The organism is Pseudomonas sp. ABFPK, assembly GCF_001586765.1.
In the GTDB taxonomy this organism is placed as follows: domain Bacteria; phylum Pseudomonadota; class Gammaproteobacteria; order Pseudomonadales; family Pseudomonadaceae; genus Aquipseudomonas; species Aquipseudomonas asiatica.
This window is the reverse complement of record NZ_LQXW01000051.1, coordinates 1-12376: the sequence shown is the minus strand read 5'-3', so window position 1 is coordinate 12376 and position 12376 is coordinate 1. Positions and strand designations below refer to the sequence as shown.

12 protein-coding genes and 3 pseudogenes are annotated in these 12376 nt (G+C 55.0%); 7 read left to right on the top strand and 8 right to left on the bottom strand.

What is annotated here, in order from left to right:
* Positions 1–178: pseudogene (locus WM94_RS29715) on the bottom strand (IS5/IS1182 family transposase); the annotation flags it as partial.
* 320 nt (positions 179–498) lie between these two features.
* Between WM94_RS29715 and WM94_RS29710 the strand changes: the two are divergent.
* The 4 genes from WM94_RS29710 (at position 499) to WM94_RS23945 (ending at position 4069) form a co-directional block, all read left to right on the top strand.
* Positions 499–918, top strand: coding sequence for a GtrA family protein (locus WM94_RS29710; protein WP_004576006.1), 420 nt, complete (start codon positions 499–501; stop codon positions 916–918).
* Positions 884–1867, top strand: a complete 984-nt coding sequence (locus tag WM94_RS23955) for a glycosyltransferase family 2 protein (RefSeq protein WP_024718166.1) — start codon at positions 884–886, stop codon at positions 1865–1867. Before WM94_RS29710 ends, WM94_RS23955 begins: the two co-directional genes overlap by 35 nt.
* Positions 1861–3315 (top strand): glycosyltransferase family 39 protein, encoded by a 1455-nt coding sequence (locus WM94_RS23950; RefSeq protein WP_004576008.1) that lies wholly within the window; start codon positions 1861–1863, stop codon positions 3313–3315. Before WM94_RS23955 ends, WM94_RS23950 begins: the two co-directional genes overlap by 7 nt.
* A gap of 166 nt (positions 3316–3481) precedes the next feature.
* The gene (locus WM94_RS23945) at positions 3482–4069 is read left to right on the top strand and encodes a hypothetical protein (protein WP_004576009.1); all 588 of its coding nucleotides are present in this window, start codon (positions 3482–3484) and stop codon (positions 4067–4069) included.
* Between the two features lie 58 nt (positions 4070–4127).
* On the opposite strand, the gene WM94_RS23940 is transcribed toward WM94_RS23945, so the two are convergent.
* The 5 genes and pseudogenes from WM94_RS23940 to WM94_RS23920 form a co-directional block, all read right to left on the bottom strand.
* On the bottom strand, positions 4128–5546 hold the full coding sequence (locus WM94_RS23940) for a heavy metal sensor histidine kinase (protein WP_004576010.1): 1419 nt from the start codon (positions 5544–5546) through the stop codon (positions 4128–4130).
* Positions 5543–6217 (bottom strand): annotated as a pseudogene (locus WM94_RS23935) (heavy metal response regulator transcription factor). The gene WM94_RS23940 and the pseudogene WM94_RS23935 overlap by 4 nt, the downstream one beginning before the upstream one ends.
* 735 nt (positions 6218–6952) lie before the next feature.
* Positions 6953–8242, bottom strand: a complete 1290-nt coding sequence (locus WM94_RS23930) for an ISL3-like element ISPpu12 family transposase (protein WP_004574636.1) — start codon at positions 8240–8242, stop codon at positions 6953–6955.
* A gap of 21 nt (positions 8243–8263) precedes the next feature.
* Positions 8264–8776 carry a signal peptidase II gene (gene lspA / locus WM94_RS23925; RefSeq protein ID WP_004574638.1) on the bottom strand — a complete coding sequence of 171 codons (513 nt, stop codon included), beginning with the start codon at positions 8774–8776 and terminating at the stop codon, positions 8264–8266.
* A 3-nt stretch (positions 8777–8779) separates the two neighbouring features.
* Positions 8780–9676, bottom strand: coding sequence for a cation transporter (locus tag WM94_RS23920; RefSeq protein ID WP_061552264.1), 897 nt, complete (start codon positions 9674–9676; stop codon positions 8780–8782).
* Between the two features lie 95 nt (positions 9677–9771).
* Here WM94_RS23920 and cadR point away from each other — a divergent pair, with 95 nt between their 5' ends.
* Positions 9772–10179 carry a Cd(II)/Pb(II)-responsive transcriptional regulator gene (cadR, locus tag WM94_RS23915; RefSeq protein WP_004364961.1) on the top strand — a complete coding sequence of 136 codons (408 nt, stop codon included), beginning with the start codon at positions 9772–9774 and terminating at the stop codon, positions 10177–10179.
* 107 nt (positions 10180–10286) lie between these two features.
* A complete protein-coding gene (locus WM94_RS23910; protein WP_003253458.1) occupies positions 10287–10613 on the top strand; it encodes a DUF2790 domain-containing protein in 327 nt (108 codons plus the stop codon).
* A gap of 32 nt (positions 10614–10645) precedes the next feature.
* Here the strand turns inward: WM94_RS23910 and WM94_RS23905 are convergent, their stop codons facing one another.
* Positions 10646–10996 (bottom strand): DUF3147 family protein, encoded by a 351-nt coding sequence (locus WM94_RS23905; protein ID WP_004574646.1) that lies wholly within the window; start codon positions 10994–10996, stop codon positions 10646–10648.
* 280 nt (positions 10997–11276) lie between these two features.
* Positions 11277–11966, bottom strand: a complete 690-nt coding sequence (locus tag WM94_RS23900; protein WP_004574648.1) for a heavy metal response regulator transcription factor — start codon at positions 11964–11966, stop codon at positions 11277–11279.
* A gap of 232 nt (positions 11967–12198) precedes the next feature.
* On the opposite strand from WM94_RS23900, the pseudogene WM94_RS29700 reads away from it, so the two are divergent.
* Positions 12199–12376 (top strand): annotated as a pseudogene (locus tag WM94_RS29700) (IS5/IS1182 family transposase); the annotation flags it as partial.

Genomic DNA, 12376 nt, shown 5'->3' with positions numbered 1-12376 from the left:
GCATGGTTTCCAGAGGATAGGGTTTTCTACCGCCGCCGGCCTTGGGGTAGAACGGTTCGATCAGCTCCAGCAGGCCTGCCCAGGGCACCACCTGATCCATTTCGGCGAGGAAGCGCTCTCGGCGGGTCTGCTTGCGCTTGCCGGCGTACTCAAAGTCGGAAAAGCTCATCTGGCTCATGGGCGGCTCGGATCAGGTGTTGCGGGGATTCTCGCATAACTGAAGGCTTGTTCGGAGATTCCTTAGGTCCCCCTTAATTCGGGGAATCTATCTCAATGATGCCCAGCATTTCCTTATGCTTTCAACATTGTAATCCACAGGTCATGCATACGTTATCGGAAGCCTTTTATTTCGAAAGCGTAATTTTCAAGTAATCCCTTTGATATTGTGCCGTGCTATCGTAGTGCGCCACTTTATTTCTTGCCATATATGGATCCAGCTAATTGCGCATTTACATTTATTTCACTATTTTTTCACCTTTGCCTCCATAGGCTTTGGCAATGGACAATCAAACCAAACCTCTTATTAACTTACTGATTCGTTATCTGGGAATCGGCTTCATAGCAACGGGATTCCATTATGCGGTGTTCCTGGTGCTGGTTACGACAGAGTTCGCTACTCCGTTGCTGGCCAGTATCTGTGGCGGCATGGTTGGAGCCATTGCAAGCTTTATTGGAAATCGGGCGCTCTGTTTTGTGGCAGATGGCTCTCGTAAGTTTCAGCCTGTCAGGTTTGCACTGGTCGTGTTAGCCACAAACTTCGGCAATGGCGTGGGTATGTGGGTCCTCATCAAGTCGAATCTGTCACCTCTCATCTCCCAAATCGTAGTGACCTTAAGCCTCACTGCACTTGGATTCATTGCACATCGTTTTTGGACATTCAATCATGCAGACATTACATCGCTTTCCCGAGCGCCCTGATCCGTTGTTAACCATTGTGGTCCCTTGCTTCGAGGAAGAGGAAACCATCCCCGAGTTCCACCAGCGCATCACCCGCGTGGTGAAGCGATTATCCGTCTCCTGCGAAATCCTCTATGTCGACGACGGCAGTAAAGACCGGACGGCCGACATTCTTCGCCACTATCAGGATGGGTCATCTGTACGTTACCTGTCTCTGAGTCGCAACTTCGGCAAAGAGGCTGCACTGAGCGCCGGGATAGACCATGCCCGTGGCAGTGCGCTGATCTTCATTGATGTCGACCTGCAGGACCCACCAGAGCTCATCGCGGCCATGGTGGACTACTGGCAACGCGGCTACGACGTGGTGAACATGCAGCGTAACCTGAGAATCGGTGATTCGTGGTTTAAGCGCATGAGTGCCCGGGCATACTACTGGGTCATGCATCGCCTGGTGGAGAAGGTGGACATGCCGACCGATGTCAGTGATTTCCGATTGATTGGACCTGCTCCGCTGGCAGCACTGCGGGCGCTGGACGAGCGCTCCAGGATTCTCAAAGGCATGATTGGCTGGGTAGGCTTTCGTACCATCGAACTACCCTACAATCGTACTGTTCGCCATGCCGGAAGCACCAAGTGGAATGCAGCTGGCCTGTTCAATCTGGCCATCGAGAGTATCGTCAGCTTCTCTCGCAAACCGCTGCGCATCTTCAGCCTCATCAGTTTCGGACTTTTCGTCTCCAGCATCTGCTACATGCTTGCGTCGCTCGTGGCTGGCAGTTTCGACATCCATCACCTGCTCGTCGGAATGGCTTCATTCATGTGCGTCGGTGTCGCCATGGTGGGGGAGTACCTTGGCGTGACACTCGCGGAAGTGAAGCGCCGGCCTCTCTATTTCCTGAAGCACAGCAGCAAGGCGGATCCAGTGTCACTCCACCCTTCGATGGCTTCGATCGAGGGTAAGAAATGCTGAGCCTGAAGAACGAGAGGACGCTGTGGTGGGTCCTGGGTTCGATACTGCTATTGCGTTTGGTGGGGCTGGGCATCTACCCATTGATGGACACATCGGAGGCTCGCTACGCTGAAATGGCTCGCAAGATGGTCGAGTTGAATGACTGGATCACGCCTATGTTCGATTACGGGGTACCGTTCTGGGGCAAGCCACCGCTGTCCTTCTGGACCCAGGCCGCGAGCATGACGGTCTTCGGCGTTAACGAGTTCGCTGCGCGTTTCCCAGCGTGGCTACTGCACTTGGCAAGCTGTTTCATCATCATCAAACTCGGCACGCAGCAGATTTCTCGTAACGCCGGAATCTGGGCTGCCATTATCTTTTCCAGCACCACCCTTGGCCTGGTCTCCAGCGGTGTTGTGCTGACTGACCCTGTTTTGTCGTTCTCGATTCTGCTGGCCAGCTACGGTTTCTGGCGTTGGATGAAGTGCGCCAGCAAGGCGGATGCCTACCTGATGTTCGCAGGTCTCGGGCTGGGCTTGCTTGCCAAAGGGCCGCTGACCCTGGTGCTTATGGGGGCGCCGGCATTCGCCTGGTTCGTTATCTACAAGGAATGGGGACGGGTACTGAAGCTTCCCTGGATCAGCGGCCTTGTGCTTATGTTCGGTATATCCGTGCCTTGGTATGTCGCGGCCGAGATGAAAACGCCCGGCTTCATGGAGTACTTCTTCGTTGGTGAGCACTGGAGCCGCTACGTCGTCAGTAACTGGGCGGGCGACCTGTATGGCAGTGCTCATGCAAAGCCATATGGCACCATCTGGATCCAGCTCGGATTGTCGCTCCTTCCATGGGCCTTGTTCCTACCACTGCTGATCCGCAAGCGTGGATCGATGCAGCGCTTCGAAGCCTACCTATGGCTCTGGGCCTTGGCGACACCGGTCTTCTTCACATTCGCTGGCAACATTCTGTGGACCTACCTGCTACCTGCACTGCCAGCTTGGGCATTGCTGCTGTCCGCACGGATCAGCGAAGTTGGCCCGAAGACCACCTGGGCTTCCGCTGCGAGCGCTTTAGTGTTGCCAATCATCGGTGCGGGCATCATCTACGCCGGAGTACTAGAAGAGCGACCACAGAATCAGCGAGATGTGGTTCAAGCGTGGCTGAATGTGCAGACCGCTCACTCTGCTCCCCTGATCTATCCTGGCCGCCGCTCATACTCATCGGAGTTTTACAGCAGCGGGAAGTCCGAGAACATCAAGGATCCTGCCCAGTGGCCGCAGGATGGCTCGTTCTATCTGTCCAGACGCTTGCGAGACAGCAAGGATGGTCTGCCCGCTGATCTGGCTTGCACCCCGATCACCGAAGCGAACGCCAGCCAGCTCCTGCTTTGCCATTGGAAACGTACCGTACAAGGTGCCGAGGGTCTGGCTGGAGAAAGCAATGCGGGAACGCCTCGCAAGAACGAAGGCTAAATTCCATGCACAAAAAAGCCAGGTTTTTACCCTGGCTTTTTTGTCGATTACTTTCGTCATTTGAACAACACTGTCGAGGGCGACTAAGAACCTTCTCTAAAATTACAATTTTGATATCTAGCGCGTTAATTCCGCGCGGCGTTGTTGGCCGCCCTAGGAGATAGCCATGAATGATATAGAACCCTGGGCAATTGCTATCAGTGACTTTCGCCGCTGCACTGAAAAACTCACTGTCCAACTCGATGAGCTGACCTCGCAAACGCTCACCTCAAGCGCTGTTCTGGAGAGGTCGAACGAACTGGTGGAGCAGGTGGACGCTGTCGGCCGGCAGATTCAGGAGGAGGTGCGAAAGGCAGAGAAGGCTTGGTCGAATGCGGAAGAGGTTGCCTTGCGCGCCGCTGCAGCAGCGTATTCAGCCGCATGCCGCGGAGTTGACACCGCCATCCAGCCACTGATCTCGGAGCTTACAGTAGCTACAAAGGCCGCGGACGCCTCTATGCAGGAGCTCAAGCGTGCACCGGTTCTGGCCAAGCGTTATGTGATGGTGGTCGCCACGGCGTTCTTCATCCTGGCGCTGATCTGTGTCTACTCGACCATGCGCCTGATCGATGCCGCCGGCAGCGTAAGTGCCCAAGAGAAAGTGAATGCTCAGTACTTCTCCCACCTGTGGAAGAACGCCAGTCCTGACGAACAGAAGATTATTAAGTCAGTGATTCTGCGGTCGCCCATGGACACTGTGGTCCTCCGGCACTGATGCATTGAGGCAAACTAAAAGGCCCGTCGATTGACGGGCCTAATCATGTCTGCGCGGTTTAAGCGGCGTTCATTGCCGGCTGCAGTTGCTGGGCTGCGGGAAAGTGAAGGTGGAACCAGGTGAAGTTTTCTTCGGTCACCTCGACGCTCGCCGACCCCTGGTGCAGGCTCATGATCGACTGAACGATGGCCAAGCCAAGACCGGTACCGCCTTCGCTCCGTGCTCGGCTCTTGTCCACACGGTAGAACCGCTCAAACAAGTGCGCGTGGTGTTCCTTGGCAATACCGCGGCCGGGGTTGCCGACACTCAACGTCGTACCGCTCGCACTATGCTGCACCTTCACGAAGACCGTGCGGCCGCGAGGGCAGTATCGGATCGCATTTGACACGAGGTTCGAGACGGCTCGTTGAACCATCAGACGGTTCCCGCGTACCACATCATCACTGCCAGAGATCTGCAGCTGGATCTCGCCTTCCTCTGCCGAAATGCTGAAGAGGTCGCACACGCGCTGGACCTCGTCGACCAAGGAGACGGGTTCGAACTCCACCATGGATGCTGGATGACTGACCTGGGCCAAGAACAGCATGTCGGAAACCATGCGGCTCATGCGGTCCAGCTCTTCTGTGCACGACTCCAGAACCTCCCGGTATTCGGAAAGCGATCGTTCTCTGGTCAAGGCAACCTGAGCCTTGCCCATTAGGTTGGAGAGCGGTGCCCGAAGTTCGTGAGCAAGGTCGTCAGAGAACTGCGATAGCTGCTGAACCCCATCATCCAGGCGAGCCAGCATGATGTTAATGCCGTCGGCGAGCATTTTGAGTTCTGCCGGCATCCCATCAGTTGGAAGGCGATGGTCGAGGCTCTCGGTTGAGATTTTCGACGCGATCTTGAGGAACTTGGTCAGTGGCAGCAGGCCTCTGCGCACAGTCCACCAGCCAATGGCCAGGATCAGTGCGAGGATGACGGGGGACATCATCAGGGCCCAGGTCAGCAACGCATCGAGCAGCGCCTCACTGGATGACTGGTCCATGGTCATGTAGACGCTGACCTCTGTTCCATCGCCCAAGCGCATGATTCGAGAAGCACTCAGCAGAGGACGGTCCTGCGTATCACGCCATTCGTGCTCTTTGGGGTGGGCCGCCGGCTGAAACTTGTGCACCTCCAGATTGACCTGTTTCGAGCCAATCGAGAGCAGGGGAGTATGATTCTGTGAGGTATCGAATATGCTCACATACAGGTTGTTGTGGCCCATGACCAAATCGACAAGCTGATGCGCATCCGCGTTGACGCCGGAGATGTCCGGGATGGTGGACAGGTTGTGAGCCATCCCCGCCATCTTTACTTCCAGGTCCGCTCTGGCATTTCTTTCCAGAGCCTTGCCTACCATCATATAGCCGAAGGTGGCGAACAGAAGCAGCAACGCTGCGCTCATCAACCCAACTTTTAACCCCAGCTTTGCAGCCAGGCTGAATGGCCTCATGCGCGTTCCTCAAAAACGTACCCAACGCCACGAAGCGTGTGAATGAGCTTGGTTTCAAACGGGTCATCGATCTTCGACCGCTAGCGCCGTATGGCTACATCGATGACATTGGTGTCGCAATCGAAATTCATATCCCAGACCAACGAGATGATCTGAGAGCGAGTCAGCGCTTCGCCCGTTCGGCTCATGAGCAGGTGCAGAAGCGCAAATTCCTTGGTGGTGAGATCGATGCGTGTGCCACCGCGGAAGACGCGATGGCGGACGGAGTCGAGTTCCAGATCGGCAATTTTCAGCGAGCTCTTCTCGACTAACTCATCACCACGGCGTTGCAGCGAACGGATGCGAGCAAGCAGTTCAGGGAATTCGAATGGCTTCACAAGGTAGTCATCCGCGCCGCCGTCCAAGCCCTTGAGCTTGTCATTGATGCGTCCGCGGGCGGTCAGCATGATGATGCGGACCCGGCTGGTCTTACGGATGGTTTCCAGCAGGTCCCAGCCGTCGATACCCGGGAGGTTCACGTCCAGAAGGACCAACGAATAGACATTAGTGTTGAACAAGTGCAGGGCATCTACACCGTTGTGCACGATATCTACGACATACCCGCTTTCGGATAGGCCCTGCTGAAGATATTCGGCAGTTTTAATTTCGTCTTCCACAACTAGAACGCGCATAACTTATCTCAAGGTGTGAGGAAGGAGTTGGCCATAATCCGCCAAGATTATGGTTGCAGGCTGTTCGAAAGTTTGGCTGAGGGTATGGCATGTGGTAGTCGCTACCTCTGTCCATACGCCGGGTCACCTGAGGACGCTTGAATCTTAACGCGAAGAAGCTGGCCGCGGCGAAATCCTACAAATTTGTAATGTAGCCGCAAGATTTCTGACAGTCATGCAGGCTCCACCACTAAGCATAGTGGATTCTGGGGCCTGCGGCGGTGTCCGACAGATTCGCCTGGCAGGTGGAATCGGTCAGGACAGGCAGCATTTCGGTCGTCAGCTTGCAGGGCTCGTACCGGCCTTGGATAGAGAGCGCCACGCAGGCAGTACCCATGCTCGGCATCAAACTGCTGCGCCTTTCTGCGAATTAGTTCACGTGGCGGCTCAGTATTCTCTCGAATAATTACCTTACAATCTATTACATGTCCAAATTGTAATTGCGCGATCATCTTGGTGTTAGCCTACTTTGCTAGTTTAAGGGCAGCGGAAGAGGCATCGCTGCTTTGGAAATTGTCTCATTTCAAAGCAGCTTGGCAAGAGCAACGGGCAGTTGTTCGCGTCAGTGCATTCACCTGTAAACCATACGCTCCTTTGGTAGGTGAATTTTAGCGCCCCCCCTACGGGCGCTTTTTATTGGGTATACGGATTTAATGGTTGATGGGGCACCTTCACCCCATCAATCTGATACCACCCTCAGATGGTTGATAGATCGACTCCGTAGTTGAGTTCCTCTGCGAAGTCCGGCAGTCCGTAACCGATGGTTTTCTTGTAGAAAGGAGAGACCTTCGCAGTCGGTGCCTTCTTCTTGTGCTTCGTGGTGTAGAGCATTCGTGCCCGCATCACCTCGAAGGAGTAACCGCGCCCTTCACGGTTCTTGTCCTTGGCCAGTCGGTTGATGGACTCCGTGTAAGCGTTGGTGACGGGCATGTCCGTCTCGAAGTAGGTCATGGTCTCTTCGCGCCAGTTTCCCACTGCCCTGACCAGATCGCTCCAGACTTCCTTTTGGCCCTTCGGGATGGTGGCTATCCACTCGTCCAGGGCGGCTTCTGCCTGGAGCCGTGTGGTGGCGTCCCAGATGCCGTAGAAGCGCTCCTTGTGCTCGTAGGCGGCCAGCAGTTGCGGGAACGCGCCTGTCCAGGTCTCCATGATGAGGCGCTCCCGGTCTGAGACTTCGTGAGCGCGTTTCAGCAGGATTTTCCGGTCTCCCTTGAGAGTCCGGCTCTGGGACGGTTTCAGCTCCTTTCTGAGGCCCTTGCGCACTCTCTCTAGGGCATCGTTGGCCATGCGCACCACATGGAACTTATCGACCACGATACGGGCCTGGGGCAGCACAGCCTTGACCGCTGCCCGGTAGGGGTTCCACATGTCCATGCTGACGATCTCGACCTTCTGCCGGTCTTTCAGCTTCATCAGGTAGTTGGTCACCACGTCCTGGCGGCGGGTGGCCAGCAGGTCGAGCAGGGTTCGCTCCTCAATGTTGGTCAGAATGCAGCGGTAGCGCTTGTTCAGGTATAGCTCGTCAATGCCCAGGATGCGGGGCGTCTCGAAGCGGTGCCAGCGCCCCAGGAACTCGGCGCGGGCGTTGAAGATGTCGCGCACCGTCTTCTCGTCCAGGCCGGTCTGTGCCGCCACAAAGGTGTAGGGGTGGTTGAAGGATTCCTTCTCCACGTACTCATGCAGCCGCAGTGTCATACGGAATCCGTCCACCATCTCCGGTAGCTGGGGCCTGAATGTTGTCTTGCAGGCCCGGCAGGTGTATCGGCGGCGGACCACCCAGAGAGTGACCCGCTTGCCGTGGATGGGCAGATCACGATAGGGAACGTCACGCTTGCCGAACCGTACGAACTCACCCTGCACGCCGCATTCCTCGCAGGCGATGGGATCGGGCACGTCCACCTGGAAGTGCATTTCGTCGTCGGTTGATTTGCAGCCCAGTACTTGGTATTGCGGCAGGTGAAGGATGTTGTCGGGAAGTTCGGTCATGGTGTTGTATAGGCGTAGGTGTCAGTCAGATCCATCCGGCTCGGCATTGGTGTTTGCTTTTTTACCCAACAAGCTGCTGGAAACGAAAAGTAAGGCACCGAGGACAATTGCAATATCAGCCAGGTTGAAGGCCGGCCAATGCCAGTCTCGCCAATAGAAATCAAAGGAATCCACAACATAGCCGCGAAAGACCCGGTCAATCAGGTTGCCCATGGCGCCACCGAGGATAAGACTGTAAGCGATGGCTTCTCCTTTATGACGATTTTCAAGGATCAGCTTGATCAGAAAAATCGAGACCACTACCGCGATTCCGATAAAAAAGTAGCGCTGCCAGCATCCACCATTCGCAAAAAGACTGAATGCGGCACCGGTGTTCCATAGGTGCACCCAGTTAAAGAACGGGGTCACCGAAACATACTCGCCATAGGCCATTGATTGCTGCACCAGCCACTTTACAGCCTGATCAGACGCTGCCAGCAGGCCCGATATGGACAATAGGGCATACGGCGAGAGCTTTTTGCCAATAATGAGCATTATTTAACCCTTCAACGCCAAAATGCGTCTGGCACCGTTAAGTACAATGCCCCCCGCGATGGTGCCGATAATCAGATCCGGATAATTGGAACCGGTCCACGCGACCAGGGTGCCGGCGGTGATGACCCCCAGGTTGATCACCACGTCGTTGGCCGAGAATATCCAGCTTGCCTTCATGTGCGCCCCGCCTTCCCGATGTTTGGATATGAGCAGCAGACAACTGGTATTGGCAATCAATGCGACGAATGCGATAGCCATCATCACCAGCGATTCAGGCTCACTACCGAATACAAAGCGTCTCACCACCTCTACGAGCACGCCCACAGCCAAGATCAGTTGCAGTACACCAGCAAGATGCGCGGCACGTACCTGCATTTTCACGCTATGTCCAACCGCATAAAGGGCAAGCCCGTACACCGCCGCATCGGCAAAATTGTCCAGGGATTCTCCAATCAGGCCGGTGGACTGGGCGATCAGACCGGCAGTCATTTCCACCACGAACAGAAGTGCATTGATGCCGAGCAACCAGCGCAGGGTCCCGGATTCTTGCTTAGCAGAAGCTGCCGAAAACTCGGCGGCCTTGATGGTCTCCGGATTTGCAGCGACGGTTTCCTGAAGCGAGGCGCCTAGCCCCAAGGTCTTCAGTTTCGAGGTGACGGGCTCGACCTCGCCGTCATGCACGACCTTCAGCCGGCGGTTCGACAAGTCGAAGGACAGCGCCCGAATCTCCTCAAAGCCGTTCAGGGCTAGGCGAATCATTCGTTCTTCTGATGGACAGTCCATCTTCGGCACGGCATAAACACTGACCCATCTCCCTGGCGCCTCGGAGGAGGCCTGTATATCGGTATCCGCTGCGGACGTTGCATCACCGCCACAGGCGCCACCACAGGATTTGCTCATGATACGACTCCACTTGAACAATGTTGTGGTACCATTTAAAACTATAAAGCTACTATAAGGTCAATAGAGTAAAGAATCCGTTGGGGAGGAGGCTGATGCGCATTGGTCAGTTGGCGCAGTTGGTAGGGGTCGAAACACAGACGATCCGCTTCTATGAACAGCAGGGCTTGTTGCCGCCGCCTGATCGGCAGGACAACGGTTACCGTGTCTATACCGAGAAGCATGGTGAGGGGCTGGCTTTCATCCGTCGCTGCAGAATCCTGGGCCTGTCACTGGCTGAGATTCACGAACTACAGAGCTATCAGGACGACCCTCATCAGCCTTGTACCGCCGTCAACGCCTTGCTCGATGATCACATCTCTCATGTGCGGTCGCAGATAACCGCTCTGCAAGCGCTTGAGAAACAACTCGTTTCACTGAGAGCGAGTTGCAACGATGACCGGGAAGTTGAGGCGTGTGGGGTTCTTGCTGGAATTAGCGAAGGAAACATGCACCAGCAGTAGGTGAAGCATCAACCAGATAATCCGATGAGATGCCGGTCTGTCTCACTCTCATGCAAAGGTAAGATCAACCATTTAATCCGCTTACCCTTTTTATTAAGGGACTTTTTATGAACACTACTGTATCAGCGATCGCCGTGTTTATGCTCTTCACATCACTAACAGCCAATGCACAAAGCGGTATGGAAATAAACCAACGCATTGAGCGCTCTGCTAGAGAGGCTACTGCGGATTATGCTCAGCGCGTAAAAAAGCCCATGCCTCAACTTGAAGACTATGCCTACGGCATGGACCTTGACGTTGGTAAGTTAGTGTATGTATCTCCCAGCGTGCGGTACTGCGGTAATGTAAGAAGTATGATGACCTACGAAGACTCGAAAGGCGAGCTGCACATGGTTCGCTACCTAGTGAAGGGCGAGTGCATTAACAGCCGTTAAGACGTATAAAGATGATGCCTGCGGCCGCCGGATCATAGAAGCTCAATGCCGAACCGGCGCAGCAGTATGGCGAAGCCTCCGAAACTGGCTATTGTGATGTCGATGCTGCTGATAAGTGTTGGCCAGAATCCCAGCTTGGGAAGCAGCACTGGAAAATCGATGAACATCGGCAGGGGCGGCAGCACGTACCAGAAAGTGTACCAAGCATGATTGGAGATCTTCTCCATGCTCTGGTTGTCCGGATAGAGCCAGACCAGCGTCAGGACCGTGACCAGCGGCAGGGCGGCGGCGAGCCCGCCCAGCTTGTCACTGCGCTTTGCCAGCTCTGATACGAGAATCACTATTCCGGCAGTGAGTAGGTACCTCGTGATGATCGAAGCCATCGCTGAACCTTCTGGAGATTGTGGACATGGGGAGGCGAAGTCATTCACCCCCCCCTATCGAAGGCCTCCTGCCGTTTACGCCATTCCTCACCGCGTGTCTTCTACGACACCACCCTCAGCCATGAGGGTGATGTGTTGGCTTGCTGATCAACGGCCGATCAGTGCGAGGGCGACGGGACGCTCTCATGGAAAGCTGCCCGCTCAATCTGGATGGTGCAGAGCACAGCCGTTACAGCAATCATGAACATTAGGCTCATGCGGGTAGTCAGTGACATTCGCTTCATTCCGACCCCGAGTCCGGTGCGTCCAACATGTAACCCATTCCCCGAGAGGTGTGGATCAGCTTGAACTCAAAATCATCATCAATCTTTGCTCTGAGCCTTCTGACCGCGACCTCAATAACGTTGGTATCACTGTCGAAGTTCATGTCCCAAACTTGGGATGCAATAAGTGACTTGGGCAGAACCTCACCTCGACGACGAAGCAGCAGTTCGAGCAACGCAAACTCTTTCGCTGTCAGATCTATGCGCTTGCCTCCTCGAATAACCCTACGCTTAAGTAGGTCCACCTCCAGATCAGCCAATTTCATATAGGTTTGTGAGGGCGCACTAGTGCCGCGACGCAACAACGTTCGAACGCGTGCCAGCAGCTCAGGAAAGGCAAAGGGTTTAATCAGATAATCGTCGGCCCCCAGTTCAAGCCCTTTTACTCGGTCCTCAACGCGGTCTCGCGCCGTGAGGAAGAGCACCGGAACATCTTTCCCGGATGCACGCACTTTCTGAAGTACTTCCCAGCCATCCAGCCCAGGCATCATCACATCAAGAATCAGCAGGCCATACGCCTCGCTCAAAGCGTGCTGAAGCGCGTCCTGGCCATTGGTAAAGCGATCAACATTGAACCCCGCCTCAGTGAGTCCTTGCTGCAAATAGATACCTATTTTGGGTTCGTCTTCCGCAACCAGAAGTCTCATGGGGGTGGCTCTCAAATAATTGTGAGGCTGAGTCTGCAACGAAATGCTTCTGCCAACAAGCAACTGACAGAAAAGTAATATTGGCTTCAGGTAGTTGTCAGCGAGCGCTGTCTAGGGTTCAAACATGAGTACGCCCTGGTGCTCGACCGACTCTTCAGAATGAAACCTAAGGAATCTCCGAACAAGCCTTCAGTTATGCGAGAATCCCCGCAACACCTGATCCGAGCCGCCCATGAGCCAGATGAGCTTTTCCGACTTTGAGTACGCCGGCAAGCGCAAGCAGACCCGCCGAGAGCGCTTCCTCGCCGAAATGGATCAGGTGGTGCCCTGGGCAGGCCTGCTGGAGCTGATCGAACCGTTCTACCCCAAGGCCGGCGGCGGTAGAAAACCCTATCCTCTGGAAACCATGC